This window comes from Mitsuaria sp. BK037 (genome assembly GCF_014193045.1).
Lineage (GTDB): Bacteria > Pseudomonadota > Gammaproteobacteria > Burkholderiales > Burkholderiaceae_C > Roseateles.
This window is the reverse complement of sequence record NZ_JACHYS010000001.1, coordinates 828,958-853,463: the sequence shown is the minus strand read 5'-3', so window position 1 is coordinate 853,463 and position 24,506 is coordinate 828,958. Positions and strand designations below refer to the sequence as shown.

The window sequence follows — 24,506 nt, the reverse complement described above, 5'->3', positions numbered from 1 at the left end:
CCCGCGTGAGCGGGGCCGCCGCGCGGCGATCAGCCGTGCTTGGCATCGAAGAACTGTTCGTCCTCCGTGGAACCCTTCAGCGCCGCGGTCGACGCCTGCGCCTCGATCGTGGTGGTGACCGCGTCGAAGTAACCCGTGCCGACCTCGCGCTGATGCTTCACCGCGGTGAAGCCCTTTTCAGCGGCGGCGAATTCAGCCTCCTGCAGCTCGACGAAGGCGCTCATGTTGTTGCGCGCATAACCGTAGGCCAGGTTGAACATCGAGTAGTTCAGGCTGTGGAAGCCGGCCAGCGTGATGAACTGGAACTTGTAGCCCATCGCGCCCAGTTCGCGCTGGAACTTGGCGATGGTGGCGTCGTCCAGGTTCTTCTTCCAGTTGAAGCTCGGCGAGCAGTTGTAGGCCAGCAGCTTGCCGGGGAACTTCGCATGGATGGCCTCGGCGAAGGCCTTGGCGAAGGCCAGGTCCGGCTTGCCGGTCTCGCACCAGATCATGTCGGCGTAGGGCGCGTAGGCCAGGCCGCGGCTGATGGCCTGGTCCAGGCCGTTGCGGGTGCGGAAGAAGCCTTCGACGGTGCGCTCGCCGGTGCAGAAGGGCTTGTCGTTGTCGTCGATGTCGCTGGTCACCAGGTCGCCGGCCTCGGCGTCGGTGCGGGCCAGCAGCACGGTGGGCACGCCCATGGTGTCGGCCGCCAGGCGCGCCGCGACCAGCTTGGCCACCGCTTCACGCGTCGGGACCAGCACCTTACCGCCCATGTGGCCGCACTTCTTGGCGGCGGCCAGCTGGTCCTCGAAGTGCACGCCCGCGGCGCCCGCGTCGATCATGCCCTTCATCAGCTCGAAGGCGTTCAGCACGCCGCCGAAGCCGGCTTCCGCGTCCGCCACGATCGGAGCGAAGTAGTCGATGTCGTTCTTGCCTTCGCTCCACTGGATCTCGTCGGCGCGCTTGAAGGTCGCGTTGATGCGCTTGACCACCTTCGGCACCGAGTCCACCGAGTACAGCGACTGGTCGGGGTACATCTCGCCATTGCTGTTGGCGTCGCCGGCGACCTGCCAGCCGGACAGGTAGATCGCCTTCAGGCCGGCCTTGACCTGCTGCATGGCCTGGTTGCCGGTGAGCGCGCCCAGCGAGTTGACGAAGGGTTCGGTGTTGACCAGGTTCCAGAGCTTCTCGGCGCCGCGCTTGGCCAGCGTGTGCTCGATCGGCAGCGAACCGCGCAGCCGCACCACGTCGGCGGCGGAGTAACCGCGCTGGATGCCCTTCCAGCGGGGGTTCTCGGCCCAGTCCTTCTCGAGGGCGGCAATTTGTTGTTCGCGGGTCAAGGTCGTCATGGTGAGCTCCTGTGGGGAATGAAGTTGCTGGAGAAAACGAAAACCGATGGGCTCAAATCTAGGCGCCTTGACCGCCGCCGTGTTGGCGTATGTCTTATATAAGACTGAATTTTTTATCCATGCAAATCAATCACTTGCAAACAGGAAACCGGATTGTGAGAGTGACTCTTCCATCATGAGAAATCTTGCGGCGGTGCAGCACGACTGCTTTTTGCATGCCGATAAACTCTTTTCATGATCTGAAATCACCCGGGCGGCGATGGGAATCCGCAGGTCGGAAATCCGGCCAAGAAAAAGGGCGCCCTTTTCGGGGCGCCCTTTTTGCGGAGAACGGTCCGGTCAGTCGAGCTTGAGCTTCTGCGTCTCGACGACCTTCTTGTAGACCGCGTATTCGGCCTTGATCTGCTCGCTGAACTGCTCCGGCGAGTTGCCGATCACGATCGAGCCGGTTTCCTCGATGCGCTTCCTGACCTCGGGCATGTCGACGGTCTTGCGCGCGGCCTCGTTGATCTTGGCCACGACCTCCTTGGGCAGGTTCTTCGGGCCGAGGATGCCGTAATAGGCCATGCGGTTGACCGGCTCCAGGCCCAGTTCCTTGAAGGTGGGCACATTGGGCAGCACGGCCAGGCGCTGCGGCGCGGCCACGGCGATGGCCACCAGGCGGCCGTCCTTGATGAACGGGAGCGCGGACGGCAGGTTGTCGAAGATCATCGGCACCTGGCCCGCGACGGTGTCGTTCAAGGCCGGGCCGGCGCCGCGGTACGGGATGTGGGTGACGAAGACGCCGGTCAGGCTCTTGTAGAGCTCCATCTGCAGGTGGCCGATGCCGCCGGTGCCGGAGGTCGCATAGCTGTACTTGCCGGGGCTCTTCTTCAGTTCGGCGATGAAGGCCTTGTAGTCCTTGGCGGGGAAGGACGGATGAACCGCGATGACGTTGGGCGTGGCCGCGAGGTTCACGATCGGCGTGAAGTCGGTCAGCGGGTTGTACGGTGTCTTCGGATTGATCGCCGGGTTGGTGGCCGTGGTGGACACGGTGGCCACGCCCAGCGAGTAGCCGTCGGGCGCGGACTTGGCGGTGTCGTTGGCGCCGATGATGCCGCCGCCGCCGGCCTTGTTCTCGACGACCATGGTCTGGCCCAGCGGACCGGCGATGTGCTGCGCGACCACGCGCGCCACGATGTCGGTGGTGCCGCCCGGCGCGAACGGGACGACCAGCTTGACCGGCTTGGTGGGATAGGACTGGGCCAGCGCCGCGGCGCAGGACAGCGTCAGCGTGCTCAGCAGCAGGCCGCGTTGGAGGATCGAGCGACGGTTCATGAGCTCCTCGTCTTCTGAAGGATTGGGGGATCGGAACAGCTTAAGTATCTCGTCGGCGCGCCCGCGCTAGCGGAACTACGTAGAGACCTCGCCGGCGGGGCGGGAAAGCGCTGGCACACTCGGACGCCCCCTTCGAGTCTTCCGATGCTGCTGCTGTTGCCTGACTTCCTGCTGATCGTCGCCGGCTTCGTGCTGTGCCGGTACACGCCGCTGGACCGCCCGGTCTGGGAAGCGGCCGAGAAGCTGGTGTACTTCCTGCTGTTCCCGGTGCTGCTGTTCAACTCGATCTCGCGCAGCAGCCTGTCGCCGGGCGACACGATGGCGCTGATGGGCGGCGGGCTGGGCGTGATGCTCAGCGGCATCGCGCTGGCCTTCGCGCTGCGCTGGGTGCCGGGCGTCGACGCGAGAACGCATGCTTCCGGCGCGCAGGTGGCCTTCCGCTTCAACTCCTTCGTCGCGCTCGCGCTGGCCGAGCGGCTGCATGGCGCGCAGGGCGTGGCGTGGATCGCGATGATCGTCGCGGTGTGCGTGCCGGTGGCCAATGTCGCGGCGGTCTATCCGCTGGCCCGGCATGGCGGGCACGGCTACCTGCGCGAGCTGGCGCGCAATCCGCTGATCGTGTCGACGCTGGCCGGCCTGGCCGCCAACCTCACCGGGCTGCGCCTGCCGGAGCCGGCGGCGATCTCGCTGCAGAAGATCGGCCTGGCGGCGCTGCCGCTGGGGCTGATGGCGGTCGGCGCGGGACTGCGGCTGGGGGCGCTCAAGGACGCGCCGTGGCTGGCGAGCGCCCTGCTCGCGATCCGGCACCTGGTGCTGCCGGTGATCGCGCTGGCCATCGGCCATGCGCTCGCGCTGCCCGCGCCGCAGGCAGCCCTGCTGCTCGCCTTCGCGGCGATGCCGACGGCCTCCAGCGCCTACGTGCTGGCCGTGCGCATGGGCGGCAACGGCCCGTTCGTGGCGGGGCTGGTGACCGTCTCCACGCTGCTGGGGATGATCGTGCTGCCGCTGTGGTTGGCGCTGGGGACCGCGGCGCGCTGAGTACGGCTCGCCGCGCGGTGGCGGCGAGCCGTCCGTTCAAGGTCGATCGCGATCGGAACACTGCTCACGCCGGGCCGATCCGCGCCGTGCGAGCCATCGACCAGCCACCACGGCGCCAACCGCGATCAGGCACTGGTCGACGAGGAATCGCGGCATCGACATCCGCGCCTCCGCGCCTGCGTCAAAGGACGCGCCGAGTCCGACGAGGAGGACGCCCAGAGCGCCCCAACCCCACGAGCGATGGCCCGTGGCCCCTCGTACGAAGGCCGCGACGTAGCAGGTGGCGCCCAATTCGAGAATCATGCATCTGCTCCTCGGGCAGGACCATCCCGCCCGCAAGCGCATCTTCCCGACTGGAGGCGCCGGGAACCATCCTGGATTCCTCGTCGCACGTCGATGCCAGACACCGACTGGAATGTCTATTTGTGCTGCGGCGCCAGCGCCCAGGCCACGGCCTGGCGCGCCAGCGCCGCGGTGGCATCGATGACTGGCGCGCCCGCCGCCGCGGCGTCCAGCACGAGGGGGATTTCGGTGCAGCCCAGCACGATCGCCCGCGCGCCGCGTGCGCACAGGGCTTGCGCGGCCCTGGTCAGCCGCTGCGCCGCCGAGTCCATGGCTCCGGCCTTCACGTCGGCGATGCCGGGCATCACCAGCTCCAGCATCTCGCCCGCCGTGGGCTGCAACCAGTGGACGCGGCGTCCGTCCGGCGACGCCCGGTTCAGGTAGAGCCCGGACGCGAGCGTCGCATCGGTCGCCAGCAGGCCGACCTTGCCGCCATCGGGCACGCGTTCCAGCGCCTCGGCGATCGCCGCGTCGACGAGGTGCAGCATCGGCAGCGCCAGCGCCCGTTCGATCTCATCGAACCAGAGGTGCGCCGTGTTGCAAGGCACCACCACCACGCCCGCGCCGGCAGCCACCAGCCGGCGCCCGCTGTCGACCATGGCCGCGAGCGGCGACTCGCCCTCGCCGCGGAACGCGGCCGTGCGGTCCGGCACCTGAGGGATGCTGCTGACGACGACCGGCACGTGCTCCTGGTCGGTCGCCGCGGGCGTGGCCTCGAGCATCTTGCGCATGAAGTCCACCGTCGCCAGCGGGCCCATGCCGCCCAGGATGCCGACGATGCCCGTCTGGGGCCGGATCGCCTCGACGGCCATCGGCGCGGCGGGCAAGGCTCCGCCCGCGCCGCGCGCCAGGCGCGGTGTGTCGTGCGTCATCGCGGTCTTACAGCGCCGGCTTGTCGGACAGCGTCTTGAGGTTGTCCTGCAGCTCGCGGCTCATCGGCGCATTGAGGTTGATCCCCTTGGGCGGGATCGGCGACTGGAACCACTTCTTGTAGAGCGTCTCGAACTCGCCGCTCTTCATCAGCTGCGTCAGCGTCGCATCCACCAGCTGCTTGAAGGCCGGATCGTCCTTGCGCAGCATGATCGCGTAGGGCTCGACCTGGACGGCTTCGCCGACCACGGCCAGCTCCGCGGGATTGATCGCGCTGGCGCGCAGGCCGTAGAGCAGGATGTCGTCCATCGCGAATGCGTCGGCGCGGTCCGACTGCACCAGCAGCGCCGATTCCGCATGGTCCTTCGCGCTGATCAACTCGAAGCCCAGTTGCTTCTCCGCGTTGAGCTTGCGCATCACCTGGAAGTTGGTCGTGCCCGTGGTCGACACCACCTTGCGCCCCTTCAGGTCGGCGAAGGACTTGATCGGCGAACTGCTCTTCACCAGCAGCCGCGTGCCCGTGTAGAAGTAGTTGATCGCGAAGCTCACCTGCTTGGCGCGCTCGCTGTTGTTGGTGGTGGAGCCGCATTCGATGTCCACCGTGCCGTTGGCCAGCAGCGGGATGCGGTTCTGAGAGGTGACCGACTGGGTCGCCACCTTCAGGTCGGCGCGGCCGGTGGTCTTGCGGACCTGCTCGACGATCCGGCCGCAGATCTCCCAGCCGAAGCCGGTCGGCTGCGCGTCCGCGCCCAGGTAGGAGAACGGGATCGAGGAATCCCGGTAGGCGACCGTGATGACGCCGGAGGCCTTGACCTTGTCGAGCGTGCCGCCCGTCTGGGCCCACGCGCCCATCGGCACGACGAGCGACAGGGCGACGACTGCACTGGAAACGAACACCTTCATGGGAATTCCTTTCTCGGGGACGCGGGGGTTGCAATGCCGTGAACGATATTGAACCTCAGCGCCCAGCGGGCATCGCGGTTGCGCTTCATCCTATAAGCTGGCCTTATGTTCCCCACGGAGACGGCGTCATGCGCCTGAAGCACATCGAGGTCTTCCACGCCGTCATGCTGACGGGATCGGTCAGCGCGGCCTCGAAGCTGCTTCATGTGACACAACCGGCGGTGACGCAGTCGCTGCAGCTGGCCGAACTCCAGCTGGGCTACGCGCTGTTCACACGCCAGCGACGCCGCCTCGTGCCCACGCGCGAAGCGCAGGCGCTCTACCCGGAGGTGCAGGCGCTGATGTCGCAGCTGGAGTCGGTGCGGCGCATGGCCGGCGCGCTGGGCAGCGGCGAGGGCCAGGGCTTCCGCATCCTGATCGTCCCTTCGCTGGCGGTGAAGGCCCTGCCCGAGGCGCTCAAGCGCTTCCGCCGCCGCTACCGCGACCTGCCCATCAGCGTGCGGACGATGCATTCGAACGACATCGCCCGCGCCATGGCGCTGCAGGAGGGCGATGTCGGCATCGTCTACGGGCGGCTGCCCCACCCCGCCCTCTCCGATGAACTGGTGGCGACCGGCCGGCTGGTGTGCGCCTCGCCGCGCAGCCGCACCGGCGCCGACCGCCGCACGACCGTCGCGCTGCAGGACCTGCTGCGCGAGCCCTTCATCCGCATCGACGAGCGCGACCCGCTGGGCGCCGTGCTGGCCGACCAATGGGCGCGGCTGGAGCTGTCGCCGCGGGCCGGCATCACCGTGCAGACCCACCACATCGCGATGATCATGGCCGAACAGGGATTCGGGCCGGCCATCATCGATTCGTTCACCGCGCAGGCCAGCGCGGGCGACCTGCACATCCGGACGCTGCTGCCGGAAGTGCCGGTCGAGGTGCGCGCGGTGCAGCCGCAGGGCTTGCGCTCGCCGCAAGCCGTGTCCGACTTCATCGCCGCGTTCAGGCAGGCGGTCGAGGGCTGAGGTCCTGCGCGAGGGCCCAGTCGATGTGCTCCGCCAGCAGCGGCGACGCGCCGGGGCGCGCCGCCTCGAGCGCCGCCCGCATCGCTGCCCGCAGCGCCGGCGCCAGGTCTTGCCGCAGCGCGTTGCCCAGCGCGACCGCGATGTTGCGGCGCCACCGCGCGTGGCCGATGCGGCGGATCGCCGAGCCTTCGGTGCGCTTGAGGAAGGTCGCCTCGTCCCAGGCCCACAGCGTCAGCAGCGAGGCGTCGCCGAGCGGCTCGCGCCATTCGAAGTCGGGCAGCGGGTTCCTGCGCGCGAACTTGTTCCAGGGGCAGGCGAGCTGGCAGTCGTCGCAGCCGTAGATGCGGTTGCCGATCGCGGCGCGGAACTCGACCGGGATCGGGCCGTCCTGCTCGATCGTCAGGTAGCTGATGCAGCGCCGCGCGTCGAGCCGGTAGGGGGCGATGATCGCCCCGGTCGGACAGGCATCCAGGCAGGCGCGGCACTGGCCGCAATGCGCGCTGACCGGCTCGCTGGGCGGCAGCGCCAGGTCCAGGTAGATCTCGCCGAGGAAGAACATCGAGCCGCTGTCGCGGTGCAGCGTCAGGGTGTGCTTGCCGCGCCAGCCGATGCCCGAGCGGCTGGCGAGTTCCACCTCCAGCACCGGCGCCGAGTCGGTGAACACGCGGTGCCCCATCGGGCCGACGCGCGCCTGCAGGCGGTCCGCCAGCTGCTGCAGGCGCTGGCGCAGGACCTTGTGGTAGTCCCGGCCGCGGGCGTAGAGCGACACCTGCGCCCGCGCCGGGTCGCCCAGCGCGGCCCACTCCCGCGCCTGCCATTCGTGGCCGATGGCCTCGGGCAGGTAATCCATGCGCGCGGTGAGGATGCTGATCGTGCCGGGCACCAGTTCGGCCGGGCGGGCGCGCTTGAGGCCATGCGCGGCCATGTACTGCATCTCGCCATGGAAGCCGGCGTCGAGCCAGGCCTGCAGGCCGGCCTCCGCATCGCTCAGATCGACGTGGGCCACCCCAATCTGTGAGAATCCGAGCTCATGCGCCCAGGCGCGGACCTCGACCATCAGCGCAGCCAGCGCGTCGGGGTCGCGGGAGGGGCTCGAGGAGGCGTCGGAGGGCGCGTCGGGCCGCGGGGTGTTGACCAAGGAATTCATCGCTGTTGAGCATTCTAGAAACCCGCCCATTCCGTTGGCCCGACGAGGCCGCCTGCGAGCGCTTCGCGCAGGCGTTGGCCCGCTGCCCGCAGATCGCGGACCTGGGCATCGAGCTCGACGGCGGCCTGGGGGCCGGCAAGACCAGCCTGGTGCGCCACCTGCTGCGCGCGCTGGGCGTCACCGGCCGCATCAAGAGCCCCAGCTATGCGGTGGTCGAGGACTACACGCCGCCCGGCCTCGGCGGCCTGCCCGCCCACCACTTCGACTTCTACCGCTTCAACGATCCGCGCGAGTGGGAGGACGCGGGCTTCCGCGACATCTTCGCCGCGCCGGGGCTCAAGCTCAGCGAATGGCCGTCCAAGGCCGCCGGCATGCTGCCGCCCCCGGACCTGCGGCTGGTGCTCGCGGTCAATGACGACGACAGCCGGGACGTCCACGCCGAGGCCCACACGCCGCGCGGCCAGGCGCTGCTCGCCGAGCTGGACCGGCAACTGGCCGCCTCGACCTCATCGTCCGCCGCGCCCGCCGCTTCCGATGCGCCGGGCACGAACGGCGCCCCCGATTGACATCGATTCGAACGAGACCGACACGCCTCACATGAACGGAGACCTGACCGGCCTGCCTGCCGCCCCCCTGCCGCACGACGCGGTGGCGGCCCCGTCCACGCCCGTGACCGCGCCCGCGTCGCGCGACCGCCGCAAGGCCCTGCGCCGCATGGGCGCGGTGGTGCTGAGCTTCCCGGCCCTGCCCGCGCTGGCCGCGGGCGTCACCGGCGCCGCCACCATCGTCGCGGTGCGCGTCTGGCCGGCGAGCGACTACACGCGCGTGACCATCGAGTCCGATCGCCAACTGGCCGCCAAGAGCTTCATGGCCGCGAATCCGGACCGGCTCGTCATCGACATCGATGGCCTGGAACTGAACGCCGGCCTGAAGGAGCTGCTCGGCAAGGTGAAGCCGGACGACCCTTACATCGCCGGCGTGCGCGTGGGACAGAACCAGCCGCGCGTGGTGCGCATCGTGCTGGACCTGAAGCAGGCGGTGGCGCCGCAGGTGTTCACCATCGAGCCGGTGGCGGCTTACAAGAACCGCCTGGTGCTGGACCTGCATCCGACGCGCGAGCGCGATCCGCTGCTGGACCTGGTGCGCGAGAAGGAAGCGGCCGAGAGCGCCGCGGCGCAGTCGGTCAACGACGCGCTGGGCGAGCTGATCGGCCGCATCGACCGGCCGCAGACGGCGGCCTCGAGCGCCGAGAGCGCCGCCAGCGCGGCCGCCCTGCCCCCGCAGCGGCCGGCCAGCGCCGTCGCGCGGATCGAGACCCCGCCGCCGCCCGCGCCGCCGCTCAAGGAGGTGGCGCCGGAGATGAGCCAGTCCAAGCTGGATCGCCTGATCGTGATCGCGATCGATCCGGGCCATGGCGGCGAAGACCCCGGCGCGATCGGCCCCACGGGCCTGCGCGAGAAGGACGTGGTGCTGGCGATCGGCAAGAAGCTGCGCGACCGGCTGAACGCCAACCCGCGCATCCGCGTGATGATGACGCGCGACGCGGACTTCTTCGTCCCGCTGGGCGAGCGGGTGCGCAAGGCGCGGCGGGTGCAGGCCGACCTGTTCGTGTCGATCCATGCCGACGCCTTCATCACGCCGAAGGCGCGCGGGGCCTCGGTCTTCGCGCTGTCCACCAGCGGCGCGAGCTCGACGGCGGCGCGCTGGATGGCGGACAAGGAGAACGCGGCGGACGTGATCGGCGGCGTCAACAGCAAGGCGGTGAAGGATGCCGGCGTGCTGCGGGCGATGCTGGACATGAGCACCTCGGCGCAGATCAAGGACAGCCTGAAGCTGGGCGGCGAGGTGCTGGGGCAGATCGGCAAGCTGGCCAAGCTGCACAAGGGCAGCGTGGAGCAGGCCGGCTTCGCGGTGCTGAAGGCGCCGGACGTGCCGTCGATCCTGGTGGAGACGGCGTTCATCTCCAACCCCGAGGAAGAAGCCAAGCTGCGCGATCCGGACTACCAGGACGACCTGGTCAAGGCGCTGGCCACCGGCATCGCGCGCTACTTCGCGAAGAACCCGCCGCTGGCGGCGAGACATCGGGCGTTGTGACGCCGAGCCGCCCGAGGGACATGCCGACGCTCTATAGCGGCACGATCGTCACGCCGGGCCAGCGCTCGGCGTAGCGTTTCGCCGCGGTCCTGTCCCGGAAGTTCTGCTCGCTGGCGCGCGTCGGGTTGCGGCGCACGACCATGTTGAAGAGGTCGTCGAGTCCGTGGGGCGCGATCACATGAATCATGTCGCCTGCGTCGAGCCAGAGTGCCACCGAGGTCGCGTATTCGGGCCAGTTGCCGACGGCTTCCTCGAGCGAGCGCAACGGCGCCACAGCGTGGCCGAAGTACGACTCGAACCAGAGATGCACTGCGGCCTGGTTCGTCACTTCCCACGGCAGCTCGGGCAGGCGTTCAGACAAACTGCGCTGGAGTTCGGCATCCCGCTCGCCACGCAGGTCCACGGGATCGAAGAACGCGACATCGACATCGGACAGGGCCGAGGGCTGCCGATGCCCGCTCAGCGCATCCCACACGAGGTTGCGAACCGCGCCGGCACCGATGCACCAGGACGCCAGGCCCAGCGAGCGCACCGCGCGCAGCGCGTCCATGAGCCAGCCGCTGCCGCGCGCGAACTCGACGAGCTGCGCGCGGTGGTCGACGCTCACTTGCCCAACTGCGTCGGCATCGGCGGCGCCACGGTGCGCTGGATCGGCTGCCATGTCTTCAGGCGCTCCATCACGTTCGCGACCGCCGCCTCGAGCTGAACGTCACGGCCGGCATTGACCGCCACCGGGTCCAGGTCCACATCGATGTCGGGCGAGACGCCTTCGTTCTCGATGCGCCATTCGCCTTCCGGCGTGAAGAAGCGGAAGAACGGCACGACCAGGAAGCCGCCATCGATCAGGCTCGGATTGGCCGAGATCCCGATCAGCCCGCCCCAGGTCCGCTTGCCGATCAGCGGCCCCAGCCCCGTGCGCTTGAACGCATACGGCATGAAGTCGCCGCCGGAGCCCGCGTCCTGGTCGATCAGCATCGCCTTGGGCCCGTAGATCGCGCCCGCGGGCGTGTCGTAGATCAGGCCATCGCGGTCCTTCCAGCTGCCCAGGTAGGCCCGGTTCAGCAGCTCGGTCACGTAGTTGGCCGCCTGGCCGCCGCCATTGCGGCGGTCGTCGACGATCAGGCCCGGCTTGTCCACCTGCGCGAAGAACATCCGGTTGAAGTGCTGGAAGCCCGGGCCGGCCGTGTCCGGCATGTAGACGTAGGCGATCTTGCCGCCGCTCAGGCGATCCACTTCCTCGCGGTTGTGGTCGATCCAGGCCCACTGGCGCAGGCGGCTCTCGGTCGAGATCGGCTCGACCGTCACGCGCCGCGCGCCCTGCCCGTTCGCGTTGGCCGACACCGTCAGCTGCACCTGCTTGCCGACCGTGTTCTCCAGCTGCTGGTACAGGTTGTGGGTGCCGTCCACCGGCTGGCCGTTGACCGCCAGCAGGTAGTCGCCCTCCTTGACGCCCAGGCCAGGCGCGGCCAGCGGCGCCTTCAGGTAGGGATCCCAGCGGTCACCCTTGAAGATCTTCTTGATGCGGTACTTGCCGTTCTCGAAGCTGAAGTCCGCGCCCAGCAGGCCCACCGCGACGCGCGCCTCCTGCACCACGTCGCCACCGCCCACGCGGTTGTGGCCCACCTGCAGCTCGCCGATCATCTCGACCAGCAGGTCGTTCAGGTCCTCGCGGCGCTGCACGCCGGCCACCAGCGGCGCATAGCGCTGATAGACGCCTTGCCAGTCCAGGCCGTGGAGCTTGGGGTCGTAGAAGAACTCCTTCTCCATCCACCAGGTCTCGTCGAAGATCTGGCGCCACTCGGCGCGCGGGTCGATGCGCGTCTTCAGGCCCGACAGGTCGATGCTCTTGGTGTCGACCTTCTCGCGAGCGTCGGCGATTTCCAGTCGGCCGCCGCCCAGGTTCAGCAGGAGCTTCTTGCCATCGGGGCTGAGGCTGTAGTCCTCGACCTGCGGCTTCACCAGCTTGGCCTTCTTCTCCTCGAAATCGAAGCGGTACAGGTCGCCCTTGCGGCCGTTGCCGCCTTCGGCGTCGATCGAGACACCCGGCTGCTTGCGCTCCAGGTAGAACAGCGCGCCATCGTCGGCCACGCCCAGGTCGTCATAGCGGGCCGTCGCGACCGGCAGGCCGACGATGCGGTCCTTCAGGCCGGCGAAGTCGATCCGCACCGGCTTGGCCTTGGGCTTGACGTCCTTGGCGTCGTCCTTCTTGTCGGACTTGTCGGCCTTCGCGTCCTTGTCGCCCTTGTCGGACTTGTCAGCGTCCTTGGCCTCGTCCGCCTTGCCCTTGCCGTCCTTGCCTTCCTCGTCGCCCGCCTTGGGCTCGAGCGGCGACTTGCCGTCGGCGCGCAGCACCGCCGCGTACAGCCCCATGCGCAGCGAGCGCTCCTGCGTCGACATGTCCAGGCCCACCTGGGCCGGGCCGGAGTTGATCGAAGCGGCGAAGAACAGCACGTCGCCCTTGGTCGAGAACGCCGGCAGGTTGGCGTGGCTCAGGCCGTCGGTGACGGTGTGCTGCTGGCCGGTCTGGAAGTCGGCGATGCGGACCTGGCTGAAGAAGTTCTTTCCGACCACCGTGTAGGCCAGGTAGCGACCGTCGGGCGAGAAGCTGACGTCGAAGCCGGCGCGGCGCTCGCTGGTGTCGATCTTCGCGAGCTTGCCCGACTGCGGGCCGCTCAGCGGCAGCTGGTAGAGGTTGAGGTGGTTGTCCTGCAGCACCAGCCGCGCGCCATCGGGCGACCAGTCCAGCAGCGTGTAGTAGCCGACCTCGGGCAGCAGGATCTTGCGCGTGGGCTTGTTGGCGGCTTGGTCGCCGAGCTGGTCGCGGATCACCACCTGGTGGCGCATGCCGGGCTCGTCGGAGACGTAGGCGACCTGCTGGCCGTCAGGGCTCCAGATCGCATCCTTCTCGCGCACGCCGGAGGTCTGCGTCAGGTTGCGCACGACGCCGTCCTTCACCGGCACGGTGAAGACCTCGCCGCGAGCGCTGATCACCGCGCGCTTGCCGGTGGCCGACAGCGCCGCCTTGGTGACGGTGCGGGCCGCGTCCTTCCACTGCACGCGGGCTTCGTTGCTGGGCTCGTTCAGCGCGATGCTCAGGATGCGCGCGGTGCCGCCCTCGAGGCCGATCTCCTTGAGCTGCCCGCCGGCCTCGTAGACGATGCGCCCGTCGCGGCCATCGGCGCTGCGCACGTCCCAGACGGTTTCCCGCGTCAGCTGGCGCAGCGCCTTGGTCCTGGTGTGGAAGGCGAAGAGGTTGGCCGCGCCGTCGTTGCGGTCGGAGATGAAGACAACCTCGTCGCCCATCCAGATCGGATTGCTGTCGGTCGCGTTGACATGCGGGATCTGCTCCCAGGTCTTGCCCTTGGGATCGAGGATCCAGATCGGCGGCGTGGTGCCGCCGCGGCTCTGGCGCCAGCCGCTCGGGCCCGAGTAGGCCGCGCCGTTGGGGCGGTAGGCCAGGCGCGTGCCGTCGGGCGACCACACGCCCTCATAGGCGACAGCCTCCATCACCTTCTGCTCGAAGCCGCCTTCCAGCGCCACCTCGAACAGCTGCTTGCTGCGGGTGTTCAGCACCTCGCGGTTGGAGGCGAACAGCACGCGCCTGCCATCGGCGCTCCAGCCGGTCACCTGGTCCGCGGACGGATGCCAGGTCAGGCGCCGCGGCTGACCGCCGCTGGCGGCGATCACGTAGACATCGGTGTTGCCGTCGTAACCGGCGGAGAACGCGATCCACTGCCCGTCGGGCGAGAAGCGCGGCGCAAACTCCGGCGCGGCATGACCGGCCAGGCGGCGCGGCTGGCTGCCGTCGCGGTTGGCGATCCACAGGTCGCCGCCGTAGACGAAGGCCAGGTGACGCGCCGAGACGGCGGGCTCGCGCAGCAGCATCGTCACGGCGGGCGCCGGAGCGGCGACGCTCGCGGCGGAAGAAGCGGAAGCAGTCGCGGCCTGCTGGGCCTGCGTGGGGGCCGCCGCGATGGCGGCGGTCAAGCTCAGGGCCAGGGTGGCGGCCTTGCTGAGGGTGCTGAGTTGCATGGGCTTGTCGGCGGTGAAAGGCAGCGGGCGAGGATAGCCCCGTGACTTTCCCGTGACGAAGCTCACCCCCTGGGTTTGCGCGCGGGGTGCGTCGGTGTTTTCCCGGGAGCGTGGTTAGGGGGACCGCCCAACTGCCGAGGTCGAGCGCTTGGGCTTGGGGGGACCGCCTACCTGCCGAGGTCGAGCGCTTGGTCGCTGGGGCGTGGGGCCCTGGCCGCAAGGGCCAGAACCCCACGCCCCACCGCCCCCGAACGGCTCGCTGTCCGCGTCGCAGGCTCGTGGTCTGCGTCGAGCTGCGCGCTGTCGGTGCTGAAGGCTTATGCGGCGGAGGTGGACTTCGCGCGCGAGGCCTTCCATCCACCGTAGAGGGCGATGAGGCCGGGGATGATGATCATGGCCCAGATGATCTTGGAGAGATGGGTCTGGACGAAGGGGATGTTGCCGAAGAGGTAGCCCGCCAGCGTCAGGCCCACCACCCAGATGACGCCACCGGCGACGTTGTAGGCGGTGAAGCGGCTGCGGGTCATCTCGGCGACGCCGGCCACGAAGGGCGCGAAGGTGCGGATGAACGGCATGAAGCGCGCCAGGATGATGGTGACGCCGCCGTGCTTCTCGTAGAACTCATGTGCGGCGTCGAAGGCGCGCTTGTTGAAGAAGCGGGACTGCTCCCACTGGAACACCTTGGGCCCGAAGTAGCGCCCGATCGTGTAGTTGCACTGGTCGCCCAGGATCGCGGCCACCAGCAGGACGGTGATCGCCAGCGGCAGATTCATCATCCCGGTGCCGCACAGCGCACCGACCACGAACAGCAGCGAATCGCCCGGCAGGAAGGGCATCACCACCAGACCGGTCTCCACGAACACGATCAGGAACAGCAGCGCGTAGACCCACATGCCGTAGGCGGCCACGAACTCGGCGAGGTGCTTGTCGACGTGCAGGATGAAGTCGACGAGGAAGTGCATCAGATCCATGGGCGCGGATTATGGCGGGCGGTTCCATGACAACCGGTGACGAAACGCGAGGACGGACCGGATCGAATTTCCGCTCCTCCTACAATCGCGCCCCATGGATGACACCCTCGCCCCGATGGCGGACTCCGCGGCCGATCAGGGCCACGCCGTCTCCGGCGCGCGCCGCGCGATCCGCGAACTCCCCGATGAACTGATTTCCCAGATCGCCGCCGGCGAGGTCGTCGAACGCCCGTCCTCCGTCGTGCGCGAACTGGTTGACAACGCGCTGGACGCCGGCGCCGGCCAGATCCAGCTCAAGCTGATCGCCGGCGGCATCCGCTCCCTGATCGTCGAGGACGACGGCCACGGCATCCCCGATGGCGAACTGCCGCTGGCCATCAAGCGCCACGCCACCAGCAAGATCGGCAGCCTCGGCGACCTCGAGGCCGTCGCCACCATGGGCTTCCGCGGCGAGGCCCTCGCCGCCGTGTCCTCGATCGCGGAACTGGCCATCATCTCCCGCTTCCATGGCGCCCCGCATGCCTGGCGCCTGGAAGCCCGCACCGGCGAGCTCAGCCCCGCCGCCCGCGCCAGAGGCACCTCGGTCGAGGTCCGCGAGCTGTTCTTCAACACCCCCGCCCGCCGCAAGTTCCTCAAGAGCGAGGGCACCGAGCTGGCGCACTGCCTGGAAGCGCTGCGGCGCCACGCCCTCGCCCGCCCCGACGTCGGTTTCGCCGTCTGGCACGAGGGCAAGCTGGTCGACCAGTGGCGCGCGTCACCGCTGCCGCAGCGGATCGCCGAAGTCCTGAACGAGGAATTCATCGCGCAGAGCCGCGAGGTCTTCGCCGAGGTCGGCCCGATGCGCATCCACGGCCGCGTCGGCCTGCCCGAAGCCGCTCGCAGCCGCGCCGACATGCAGTACGTCTACGTCAACGGCCGCTACGTGCGCGACAAGCTGATCGCCCATGCGATCCGCTCGGCCTTCGACGACGTGCTGCACGGCCATCGCCAGCCCAGCTACGTGCTGTTCATCGACGTCCAGCCCGAGCTGGTCGACGTCAACGTCCACCCCACCAAGATCGAGGTGCGCTTCCGCGACGGCCGCGAGATCCACCAGCAGGTGCGCCGCGCCGTGGTCGCCGCGCTGGCGCTATCCCGCGCGGAGGACGGCGCGCCGGCCACGGCCGAAGGCGCTGCCGCCGGGCCGGCCGCGGACCCGGGCCGCCAGCGATGGACCGGCACGCCGGCCTGGGAGCGGCCGATGGACGGCGCGACCGCCGTCTCCGGACCCTCGTCCGGGGCGCCGTCCAGTGCGTCGTCCGACACGGACGCGCCCGGCGTTCGCGCCTACGAGCCGCCCGCGCCGTATCACGCCCCCTCGGCCCGCTTCGCCGGCCCGGAAGGCTGGCGCGCGCCGATCCCGACCCGCGCGCAGACCGCGCTCGCGCTGGAGCAGGCCGAGGCGCTCTACGCCAGCGCGCCGGCGGCCGGGCTGCCGACGGCGCCGGCCTCGTCCGCGGCCGCGCTGCTGCGCGATGCGCCACCGATGCCGCTGCCGACCAGCCAGGCCGGCGAATGGCCGCTGGGCCGCGCGATCGCGCAGATCCAGGGCATCTACGTGCTGGCCGAGAACGCCCAGGGTCTGGTGATCGTCGACATGCATGCGGCCCATGAGCGCGTCATCTACGAGCGCCTCAAGGCCGCGCTCGGCGAGACCCGCATCGACTCCCAGCCGCTGCTGATCCCGGTGACCTTCGCCGCGACGCCGGCCGAGATCGCCACCGCCGAGGCGCAGGCCGAGACGCTGCGCCGGCTCGGGCTGGACATCTCGCCGCTGTCGGCCAAGGTGCTGGCGGTGCGCGAGCGGCCGGCGCTGCTGGCCGGCGGCGACGTGGTGGAGCTGGCCCGCGGCGTGCTGGCCGAGCTGGCGCAGTTCGACGCCAGCCATGCGATCGAGCGCGCCCAGCACGAGATCCTGGCCACGATGGCCTGCCATGGCGCGGTGCGCGCCAACCGGCAGCTGACGATCGACGAGATGAACGCGCTGCTGCGCGACATGGAACGCACCGAACGCGCCGACCAGTGCAACCACGGCCGCCCGACCTGGCGCCAACTGACCCTCCGCGACCTCGACGCGCTGTTCCTGCGCGGACGCTGAGCCGTCGCCGCTCGCCCCGCCCGCTTTCCCGTTCGCATCGGCGATCCACCCTTTCACCAGAAGCAGTACCGACATGGCCACGCTCAAGCTCAACAAGAACAAATCGGCCGACGCCAAATCCGCGGACGGTCCGGACAAGGGCCCCCGCCGCGCGCCGCTGCGCGGCCAGGGCGTCAACAAGCCGCGCCCGACGCTGGCCAAGGCGCAGGCCGAACGCGCCGAACGCGAGGCTGCGTTCCAGCAGCGCCGCGCCGAGGAAGGTCGCCAGGAGCGCCGTGATCCGCGCGGCGACGACCGCCACCGCGACGCGCGCGGTCCGCAAGGCCGCGATGAACGCCGCGGAGGCCCTGGCCGCCCGCAACGCGAAGGCGGCTACGGCGATCGCGCCGACCGCGGCCCGCGCGAGGACCGCGGCGGTTTCGGCGGCCGTCCTGACCGGGGCGGCGACGAACGCCGCCCCCATGGCGACCGCCCGCAGGGCGACCGCGCCCGCTACGGCGACCGTCCACAAGGAGATCGCCCCCGCTACGACGACCGCTCGCAAGGGGACCGTTCCCGCTTCGAGGGAGACCGTCCGCGGCGCGATGACCGCGGCGACGGCCGTTACGGTGACCACCCCGCCCGCCCGCAAGGGGACCGCGGCTACGGCGACCGCAGCCACGGGGATCGTGGTTTTGGGGAGCGCGGCCATGGCGAGCGCGGCTACGGCGACCGTCCTCAGGGCCCACGCGCCTTCGGCGAGCGCCCCCAGGGAGACCGTCCTCAGCGCGACCGTCCTTTCGGCGACCGCCCCGCGGGGGACCGCGGCTACGGCGACCGCCCGCGTCGCGATGAGCGCGGCGGCGACCGTGGCGGCGACCGCTACGGCCGTGGCGCCGAGGGCTCGCGCTACGGCTCGGGCCCGGGCGCGAATCCCGGCTTCCGTCACGGCGAGGACCGGCCGCGCCGCGCGCCCGCTGGCGATCGGGGCGCCGCCCATCCGGGCGACGTCCACGCCCGCGCCGAACGCGAGGAGCGCGCCGAGCGCACCGACCGTCCGCGCCAGCCGGACGCGCCGCGTCAACCCGCACCGGTGCGCTTGGCCGATCCCGACGCCGGCGAGCGCCTGTCCAAGCGCATGAGCGAACTCGGCCTGGCCTCGCGCCGCGAAGCCGACGAGTGGATCGAGGCTGGCTGGGTCACCGTCGACGGCGAGCCCGCGACGCTGGGCCAGCGCGTCGGCCCGGACGCGAAGATCGAAGTCGATCCCGCCGCCCGCGAGCAGCAGGCGCAGCGCGTGACCATCCTGCTGCACAAGCCCATCGGTTATGTCTCCGGCCAGGCCGAGGACGGCTACGAGCCGGCGTCGGTGCTGGTCAAGGCCGACACGCACTGGGGCGAGGATCCCGCCAAGATCCACTGGGCGCCCGGCCACGGCCGCAACCTCGCGCCCGCCGGCCGGCTGGACATCGATTCCACCGGCCTGCTGGTCCTGACGCAGGACGGCCGCATCGCGCGCCACCTGATCGGCGAGGACTCCGACGTCGAGAAGGAATACCTGGTGCGCGTCGCCCTCGAGCACGGCGACGCCGGGCAGCATCCGCAGCACCAGCTCGATCCGAAGGCGATCGCGCTGCTGAACCACGGCCTCGAGCTGGACGGCGTCCAGCTCAAGCCGGCCAAGGTCAGCTGGGCCAACGAGGACCAACTGCGCTTCGTCCTGCGCGAGGGCCGCAAGCGCCAGATCCGCCGCATGTGCGAGCTGGTCGGCCTGAAGGTGCTGGCGCTCAAGCGCGTGCGCATCGGCCGCATCCCGCTGGGCCAGCTGCCGCCGGGCCAGTGGCGCTACCTCGCGCCCTGGGAGCGCTTTTGATCGAAGCGCCGGCCGCGATGGCCGCAACGGCCGCTGCGGTCGCGCCCTGCCCGCCGCCGGCGTTGCGGCCGCTGTGCCTCGCCGGGCCGACGGGCTGCGGCAAGACGGCGGCCGCGCTCGCGATCGCGGGCCGCCAGCCGGTGGAGATCATCAGCGTCGACTCCGCGCTGGTGTACCGCGGCATGGACATCGGCACCGCCAAACCGACGCCGGAAGAACTCGCCGCGGTGCCGCATCACCTGATCGACGTCCTGGAGCCGACCGCGAGCTACTCGGCGGCGCAGTTCGTCCGCGACGCGCTGCGCCTGGTGCCCGAGATCCAGGCCCGCGGCGCGCGGCCGCTGCTGGTTGGCGGCACGATGCTTTATTTCAAGGCGCTGTTCGACGGCCTGTCCGAGCTGCCGCAGGCCGATCCAGCGCTGCGCGCGCAACTCGATGCCGAGGCCGCCCGCGACGGCTGGCCCGCGATGCATGCACGGCTGGCGGCGCTGGATCCGGAGACCGCCGCCCGCCTGGCGCCGCTGGACGCGCAGCGCATCCAGCGCGCGCTCGAGGTCTGCCTGCTCAGCGGTGAGCCGATGTCGGCGCTCTACCGGCGCCAGCGCGCGCAGGGCGTCGACTGGCCGCTGATCTCCCTGGAGCCGTCGGACGCGGCGCGCGCCTGGCTGCACCAGCGCCTCGCGCAGCGCTTCGAGCTGATGATCGAACAGGGCTTCGTCGACGAGGTGCGGCGCCTGCGCGCCCGCGGCGACCTGCACCTGGGGCTGCCGTCGATGCGCTGCGTCGGTTATCGGCAGGCCTGGGAACTGCTCGACGCCAACGAGGCCGCGCCCGACTTCGCGGCCCTGCGCGAACTGGGCACCGCCGCGACGCGGCAACTCGCCAAGCGCCAGATCACCTGGCTGCGCAGCATGCCGGCGCGGCGCGTGGTGGCGGCGGAAGCGCCCGACGCGCTCGAACAGCTGATCGCGCTCGCCGACGACACCGCCACTGCCGGCGCCGACTGAGCTCGACGATGGACGTCCCCCTCCTCACCGCCACCGGCCTGACCAAGCGCTACGGCGCGCAAACCCTGTTCGAGCACCTCTCGCTGACGCTGCATCGCGGCGAGATGCTGGCGCTGCTCGGCGAATCCGGCAGCGGCAAGTCCACGCTGCTGAACGGGCTGGCGGCGCTCGAGCCGCTGGATCGCGGCCAGGTGGTGCTGCAAGGCCGCGACCTGCTCGCGCTGGATGAATCCGGTCAGGCCCGGCTGCGCCGCGAGCAACTCGGCTTCGTGTTCCAGGCCTTCCATGTGCTGCCCCACCTGACCGTGCGGGACAACGTCGCCCTGCCGCTGCTGCTGCAGGGCAAGCCCGACGCGCGCCGTGTCGAGGAGATGCTGGACGCGGTCGGCCTGGGCGCGCAGGCCCGCCACCTGCCGCGCCAGCTCTCCGGCGGCCAGCTGCAGCGCGTGGCCATCGCCCGCGCGCTGGTGCACCGCCCGGTGCTGGTGCTGGCCGACGAGCCCACCGGCAACCTCGATCCCGCCCATGCCGACCAGGTCATGCGGCTGCTGCGCCAGCAGCTGCGCGACCAGGGCGCGGCCTGCCTGCTGGTGACGCACTCGGCCCATGCCGCCGAGCTCGCGGACCGGCGCCTGCGGCTGGAGGACGGCCGCCTCGTCGAGGCCTGAAGGCGCACCGCCCGAGCCCGCCGATTGCCCGTCCCCACCGCATGAGCGCCCCGACCGTCTCCCCGCCGCGCGACACCGGCCGCCACGCCCCGCTCGCCGGCCTGCGGCGCGCCTGGGGCTGGTGGTGGCAGCTGTCCTGGCCCGCGCTGCGCCTGCAGTGGGGCCGACAGCTCGCCGCGCTGCTGACGATCGCGCTGGGCCTGGCGCTCGCGGGCGCGGTCCACTGGATCAATGCCTCGGCCCTGGCGCAGTTCGAATCGGCCGCGCGGCAGAGCAGCGCGCAGGCCGATGTCGAACTCGGCGCCACCGCCGGCGCCGCGCCGCTGTCCGACCGCTTCTTCGCCGAGCTCGCCGCGCGCGAGGACATCGCCGCGATCGCGCCCCGGCTGGACGCGAGCATCCGGTTGCAGGGACGCGACGGCCAATGGCAGCGGGTGCGGCTCATCGGCCTGGACCTGTTCCAGATCGGCGCCTTCCATCCGCAGTGGCTGCCGCGGATGGACGGCGCGGACCTCGGCCGCGCGCTGCGCGAGCCCGCGCTGCTGGTCAGCGACGCCGCCTGGACGCGGCTCGGCCTGGAGGCCCCCGCTGGTCTGCGCGTGGACCTGCCCGGCGAGCCCGCCCCGCTGCCGGTCGTCGGCCGGGTGCCGGATCGCCAGCAGGCGCTGGTGATCATGGACATCGCCTGGGCCCAGGAACTGCTGCATCGTCCGGGCCAGCTCGACGCCATCCTGCTGCGCATGGCCACCGGCCACGCGGTGCCCGCGGCCTGGCCGCCCGGCGTGTCGGCGCACGCGCCCGAGGACCAGGCCCGCCAGCAGGCCGACGACGCCCGCCGCCTGACGCGCGCCTACCGCCTCAACCTGGGCGTGCTGTCGCTGATGGCGCTGTTCGTCGGCGCGTTCATGGTCTTCGCGGTGCACAGCCTGTCGGTGGCGCAGCGCTTGCCGCAGCTGGCGCTGCTCGGCGTGCTGGGCATGAGCGCAAGGCAGCGCCTGGCGCTGCTGGTGTCCGAGGCGCTGGCGCTGGGCCTGGCCGGCGCGGTGCTGGGCCTGGGCCTGGCGATCGGGCTGGCGGAACTCGGGTTGCAGGCGCTCGGCGGTGACCTGGGCAGCGGCTTGACCGGGCTCAGCGGCGGCCGGCCCGCGCTGCGGCTCTCGACGGCGTCGATCATGGGCCTGCTCGCGCTCGGCCCGCTGGTCAGCCTGGGCGCGGCGGCGCTGCCACTGGCGCGGCTGCGCCGGCTGCCGGTCGCCCAGGTGCTCAAGGGCCTGGGCAGCGGCGGCGACACGGGCCGCTGGTGGTGGATCGGTCCGGCGCTGCTGCTGGCCGCGCTGCCACTGGCGGCGATGCGGCCGGTGCTCGGGCTGCCGCTGGGCGCGTACGCCGCGATGGTGGCGCTGCTGCTGGGCGCGCTGGGCAGCGTGCCCTTCGTGCTGCGCGCGATCACCGGCCTGCTGCGTGGCTGGGCGGCGCGGCGCGCGCTGCCGCTGCTGGCGGTGGAACGTGCCCGCGACCAGGCCGGCGAGGCCGGCCGGCTGATCGCCGGCGTGCTGGTCGCGCTGGCGCTCGCGGTGGCGATGCTGGTGATGGTCGCGAGCTTCCGCCAGTCGCTGGACCAATGGCTGAGCGACATGCTGCCGGCCGATCTCTACCTGCGCCAGACCGCCCGCGACAGCGCCCAGCAGGGCCAGCCGATGCCGCCGGGGCTGGCCGCCTCGGCCGCACGGCTGCCCGGGATCGACCGCGTGGCGGCGCAGCGCACCCGCGACATCGGCTTCACCGTGCGCGGCATGACCGGCAGCACGACGCTGCTGGCACGGCCGCTGGACCACCGCCTGCCGCTGCAGGGCGAGGCGGTCGCGCTGCCGGACGGCGTGCAGCCGGTCTACATCAACGAGGCGATGCGCGACGAGCTGCGCCTGGCGCCCGGCGACCGCTTCACGCTGCGGCTGGAGGGCCGCCAGTTGCCGGTCGCGGTGAAGGCGATCTGGCGCGACTACAGCCGCCAGACCGGCGCGGTGCTGATGGAGCGGCGCGACTGGGAACGGCTCAGCGGCGACGCGGCGATCACCGAGCTGGCACTGTGGCTGCGGCCCGGCGCCGATCCGGTGGCGGCGCAGCAGGCGCTGCGTGAGGCCTCGGGGGCGCCGGACTCGCTGGAGATCGCCTCCGCCGGCGAGCTCCGCCGCTTCTCGCTGGCGATCTTCGACCGCAGCTTCGCCATCACCTACTGGCTGCAGGCGGTGGGCCTGGGGCTGGGGCTGTTCGGCGTCGCGGCCAGCCTGTCGGCGCAGTTGCTGGCGCGCCGGCGGGAATTCGGCCTGCTGCTGCACCTGGGATTGACGCGCGCGATGCTGCGCCGACTGGTGCTGGCCGAGAGCCTGCTGCAGGCGGTGGCCGGCGCGCTGATGGGACTGATCGTCGGCCTGGCGATCAGCGCGGTGCTGGTGTTCCGGCTCAATCCGCAGAGCTTCCACTGGAGCATGGACTGGTCGGTGCCGGTGGGCCGGGTCGCGGCGCTGCTCGCGGCCAGCCTGGTCGCCACCGGCGTGACCGCCGCCTGGGCCAGCGCCCGCGCGCTGCGTGCCGGTCGGGGCGAGGCGCTGCGCGCGGTGCGGGAGGACTGGTGATGATCGGACGACGACCGCTGCTGGGCGCGCTCGGCGGCCTCGGCGCGATAGGGCCGGCCCGCGCGCAGGCCGCGTTGGCCGATGACACGCTGTCCGACGCGCCGCTGCGGTTTCCCCGCGACCATGGCGCGCACCCCGAGGCCCGCATCGAGTGGTGGTACGTCACCGGCGTGCTGCGGGTCGACGGGCGCGCCGGCGAGACGACGCGGCCGGACTTCGGCTTCCAGCTCACCTTCTTCCGCGTCCGCCATGCGCTCCAGCGTCCGTTGTCGTCGGCCTTCGCGCCGGACCAGGTGATGCTGGGCCACGCGGCGATCTCGGACCTCGGACGCCAGCGGCTGCTGCACGACCAGCAGGTGCTGCGCCACGGCTTCGCCAACGCGCGCGCCGAGACCGACGACACCCGCGTGCGCCTGGGCGGCTGGCAGCTCCGGCGCAGCGACGGCCCCGATGGACGCAGCCGTTATGCGCTGTCGATGCCCAGCGAGCGCGCGGGCTTCGCGCTCGCGCTGACGCTGGACGCGCCGCTGGCGCCGCTGTTGCAGGGCCGCGCGGGCTGGTCGCGCAAGGGTCCCGGCGCGCAGCAGGCCAGCCGCTACGTCAGCGAGCCGCAACTGGCCGGCAGCGGCCGGCTCGCGCTGCGCGACGGCGGCACGCGCACGGTGCGGGCCAGCGCCTGGCTGGACCACGAATGGAGCAACCAGTACCTCGGTCGCGGCGCCGACGCCGCGCCGGATCGGGCGGTCGGCTGGGACTGGCTCGGCCTGAACCTGGACGACGGCTCGTCGCTGACGCTGTTCCAGATGCGCGCGCACGACGGCGCGGTGATCTGGACCGGCGGCAGCTGGCGCGGCCGGCAAGGCGGCGCACCGGTCGACTTCGAGCAGCAGCTGCGCTTCGAGCCGCTGGCCTTCTGGAAGAGCCCGGTGAGCCGGGCCACCTACCCGGTGCGCTGGCGCATCCATACGCCGCGCGGCGTGCTGCTCGTCGAGGCGGCCTACGCGGCCCAGGAGATCGACACCCGGCTCAGCACCGGCTTCCCGTACTGGGAGGGCGTGGCGCGCGTGAGCGACGAGGCCGGCCGCGGGCTGGGCTGGGGCTACCTGGAGATGACCGGCTACGCCGGCCGGGTGCCGCTGTAGCGCCACCGACCACGG

At 71.2% G+C, this 24,506-nt stretch carries 19 protein-coding genes; 10 read left to right on the top strand and 9 right to left on the bottom strand.

From position 1 onward, the window contains the following. Positions 1–29 precede the first annotated feature (29 nt). Together aceA and FHT37_RS03650 are read right to left on the bottom strand one after the other, a co-directional pair. On the bottom strand, positions 30–1,328 hold the full coding sequence (aceA, locus tag FHT37_RS03655) for an isocitrate lyase (RefSeq protein WP_141225253.1): 1,299 nt from the start codon (positions 1,326–1,328) through the stop codon (positions 30–32). 339 nt (positions 1,329–1,667) lie between these two features. Then, positions 1,668–2,645, bottom strand: a complete 978-nt coding sequence (locus tag FHT37_RS03650) for a tripartite tricarboxylate transporter substrate binding protein BugE (protein WP_183478934.1) — start codon at positions 2,643–2,645, stop codon at positions 1,668–1,670. 144 nt (positions 2,646–2,789) lie between these two features. Here FHT37_RS03650 and FHT37_RS03645 point away from each other — a divergent pair, with 144 nt between their 5' ends. Next, positions 2,790–3,683, top strand: coding sequence for an AEC family transporter (locus FHT37_RS03645; RefSeq protein ID WP_091724095.1), 894 nt, complete (start codon positions 2,790–2,792; stop codon positions 3,681–3,683). A gap of 36 nt (positions 3,684–3,719) precedes the next feature. Here FHT37_RS03645 and FHT37_RS03640 read toward each other — a convergent pair whose 3' ends face one another. The 3 genes from FHT37_RS03640 to FHT37_RS03630 all read right to left on the bottom strand — a co-directional run bounded on the left by FHT37_RS03640 (position 3,720) and on the right by FHT37_RS03630 (position 5,798). Next, a complete protein-coding gene (locus FHT37_RS03640; protein WP_183478932.1) occupies positions 3,720–3,986 on the bottom strand; it encodes a hypothetical protein in 267 nt (88 codons plus the stop codon). 116 nt (positions 3,987–4,102) lie between these two features. Beyond that, on the bottom strand, positions 4,103–4,897 hold the full coding sequence (locus tag FHT37_RS03635; RefSeq protein ID WP_183478930.1) for an aspartate/glutamate racemase family protein: 795 nt from the start codon (positions 4,895–4,897) through the stop codon (positions 4,103–4,105). 7 nt (positions 4,898–4,904) lie between these two features. After that, the gene (locus tag FHT37_RS03630) at positions 4,905–5,798 is read right to left on the bottom strand and encodes an amino acid ABC transporter substrate-binding protein (RefSeq protein ID WP_183478928.1); all 894 of its coding nucleotides are present in this window, start codon (positions 5,796–5,798) and stop codon (positions 4,905–4,907) included. 128 nt (positions 5,799–5,926) lie between these two features. On the opposite strand from FHT37_RS03630, the gene FHT37_RS03625 reads away from it, so the two are divergent. Beyond that, a complete protein-coding gene (locus FHT37_RS03625; protein ID WP_183478925.1) occupies positions 5,927–6,808 on the top strand; it encodes a LysR family transcriptional regulator in 882 nt (293 codons plus the stop codon). On the opposite strand, the gene queG is transcribed toward FHT37_RS03625, so the two are convergent. Then, a complete protein-coding gene (queG, locus tag FHT37_RS03620) occupies positions 6,786–7,865 on the bottom strand; it encodes a tRNA epoxyqueuosine(34) reductase QueG (RefSeq protein ID WP_183481196.1) in 1,080 nt (359 codons plus the stop codon). The genes FHT37_RS03625 and queG overlap by 23 nt on opposite strands. Positions 7,866–7,957: 92 nt before the next feature. On the opposite strand from queG, the gene tsaE reads away from it, so the two are divergent. Both tsaE and FHT37_RS03610 read left to right on the top strand, forming a co-directional pair. Continuing rightward, a complete protein-coding gene (gene tsaE, locus FHT37_RS03615; protein WP_183481211.1) occupies positions 7,958–8,521 on the top strand; it encodes a tRNA (adenosine(37)-N6)-threonylcarbamoyltransferase complex ATPase subunit type 1 TsaE in 564 nt (187 codons plus the stop codon). Between the two features lie 31 nt (positions 8,522–8,552). Beyond that, complete coding sequence (locus FHT37_RS03610; RefSeq protein ID WP_255489481.1) at positions 8,553–10,049, top strand: N-acetylmuramoyl-L-alanine amidase; 1,497 nt, start codon at positions 8,553–8,555, stop codon at positions 10,047–10,049. A gap of 31 nt (positions 10,050–10,080) precedes the next feature. Here the strand turns inward: FHT37_RS03610 and FHT37_RS03605 are convergent, their stop codons facing one another. The 3 genes from FHT37_RS03605 to FHT37_RS03595 form a co-directional block, all read right to left on the bottom strand. Next, entirely contained in the window at positions 10,081–10,599 is a 519-nt protein-coding gene (locus FHT37_RS03605; RefSeq protein ID WP_183481190.1) for a nucleotidyltransferase family protein, read from the bottom strand. A gap of 53 nt (positions 10,600–10,652) precedes the next feature. Beyond that, a complete protein-coding gene (locus tag FHT37_RS03600; protein WP_183478923.1) occupies positions 10,653–14,081 on the bottom strand; it encodes a S41 family peptidase in 3,429 nt (1,142 codons plus the stop codon). Between the two features lie 317 nt (positions 14,082–14,398). Further along, complete coding sequence (locus FHT37_RS03595; protein ID WP_147242330.1) at positions 14,399–15,052, bottom strand: DedA family protein; 654 nt, start codon at positions 15,050–15,052, stop codon at positions 14,399–14,401. Between the two features lie 94 nt (positions 15,053–15,146). Here FHT37_RS03595 and mutL point away from each other — a divergent pair, with 94 nt between their 5' ends. From mutL to FHT37_RS03565, 6 genes are all read left to right on the top strand, one after another. Further along, the gene (gene mutL / locus FHT37_RS03590; protein ID WP_183478922.1) at positions 15,147–17,189 is read left to right on the top strand and encodes a DNA mismatch repair endonuclease MutL; all 2,043 of its coding nucleotides are present in this window, start codon (positions 15,147–15,149) and stop codon (positions 17,187–17,189) included. Between the two features lie 73 nt (positions 17,190–17,262). Next, positions 17,263–19,041 (top strand): pseudouridine synthase, encoded by a 1,779-nt coding sequence (locus FHT37_RS03585; RefSeq protein WP_183478919.1) that lies wholly within the window; start codon positions 17,263–17,265, stop codon positions 19,039–19,041. A gap of 17 nt (positions 19,042–19,058) precedes the next feature. Next, entirely contained in the window at positions 19,059–20,048 is a 990-nt protein-coding gene (gene miaA / locus FHT37_RS03580; RefSeq protein WP_183481187.1) for a tRNA (adenosine(37)-N6)-dimethylallyltransferase MiaA, read from the top strand. 8 nt (positions 20,049–20,056) lie between these two features. Beyond that, positions 20,057–20,716 (top strand): ABC transporter ATP-binding protein, encoded by a 660-nt coding sequence (locus tag FHT37_RS03575; RefSeq protein ID WP_091724067.1) that lies wholly within the window; start codon positions 20,057–20,059, stop codon positions 20,714–20,716. Positions 20,717–20,757: 41 nt separating this feature from the next. Further along, a complete protein-coding gene (locus FHT37_RS03570) occupies positions 20,758–23,349 on the top strand; it encodes an FtsX-like permease family protein (RefSeq protein WP_183478917.1) in 2,592 nt (863 codons plus the stop codon). Continuing rightward, entirely contained in the window at positions 23,349–24,491 is a 1,143-nt protein-coding gene (locus FHT37_RS03565; RefSeq protein ID WP_183478915.1) for a lipocalin-like domain-containing protein, read from the top strand. The genes FHT37_RS03570 and FHT37_RS03565 overlap by 1 nt, the downstream gene beginning before the upstream one ends. Positions 24,492–24,506 lie beyond the last annotated feature (15 nt).

Coding starts and splice junctions, on each gene's coding strand:
- miaA (WP_183481187.1), top strand. CDS start 19,059: ATGGCCGCAACGGCCGCTGCGGTCGCGCCCTGCCCGCCGCCGGCGTTG.
- FHT37_RS03595 (WP_147242330.1), bottom strand. CDS start 15,052: ATGGATCTGATGCACTTCCTCGTCGACTTCATCCTGCACGTCGACAAG.
- FHT37_RS03650 (WP_183478934.1), bottom strand. CDS start 2,645: ATGAACCGTCGCTCGATCCTCCAACGCGGCCTGCTGCTGAGCACGCTG.
- FHT37_RS03605 (WP_183481190.1), bottom strand. CDS start 10,599: ATGGACGCGCTGCGCGCGGTGCGCTCGCTGGGCCTGGCGTCCTGGTGC.
- FHT37_RS03625 (WP_183478925.1), top strand. CDS start 5,927: ATGCGCCTGAAGCACATCGAGGTCTTCCACGCCGTCATGCTGACGGGA.
- FHT37_RS03570 (WP_183478917.1), top strand. CDS start 20,758: ATGAGCGCCCCGACCGTCTCCCCGCCGCGCGACACCGGCCGCCACGCC.
- mutL (WP_183478922.1), top strand. CDS start 15,147: ATGGATGACACCCTCGCCCCGATGGCGGACTCCGCGGCCGATCAGGGC.
- FHT37_RS03610 (WP_255489481.1), top strand. CDS start 8,553: ATGAACGGAGACCTGACCGGCCTGCCTGCCGCCCCCCTGCCGCACGAC.
- FHT37_RS03635 (WP_183478930.1), bottom strand. CDS start 4,897: ATGACGCACGACACACCGCGCCTGGCGCGCGGCGCGGGCGGAGCCTTG.
- FHT37_RS03630 (WP_183478928.1), bottom strand. CDS start 5,798: ATGAAGGTGTTCGTTTCCAGTGCAGTCGTCGCCCTGTCGCTCGTCGTG.
- queG (WP_183481196.1), bottom strand. CDS start 7,865: ATGGTCGAGGTCCGCGCCTGGGCGCATGAGCTCGGATTCTCACAGATT.
- FHT37_RS03575 (WP_091724067.1), top strand. CDS start 20,057: ATGGACGTCCCCCTCCTCACCGCCACCGGCCTGACCAAGCGCTACGGC.
- aceA (WP_141225253.1), bottom strand. CDS start 1,328: ATGACGACCTTGACCCGCGAACAACAAATTGCCGCCCTCGAGAAGGAC.
- FHT37_RS03585 (WP_183478919.1), top strand. CDS start 17,263: ATGGCCACGCTCAAGCTCAACAAGAACAAATCGGCCGACGCCAAATCC.
- FHT37_RS03645 (WP_091724095.1), top strand. CDS start 2,790: ATGCTGCTGCTGTTGCCTGACTTCCTGCTGATCGTCGCCGGCTTCGTG.
- FHT37_RS03600 (WP_183478923.1), bottom strand. CDS start 14,081: ATGCAACTCAGCACCCTCAGCAAGGCCGCCACCCTGGCCCTGAGCTTG.
- FHT37_RS03565 (WP_183478915.1), top strand. CDS start 23,349: ATGATCGGACGACGACCGCTGCTGGGCGCGCTCGGCGGCCTCGGCGCG.
- FHT37_RS03640 (WP_183478932.1), bottom strand. CDS start 3,986: ATGATTCTCGAATTGGGCGCCACCTGCTACGTCGCGGCCTTCGTACGA.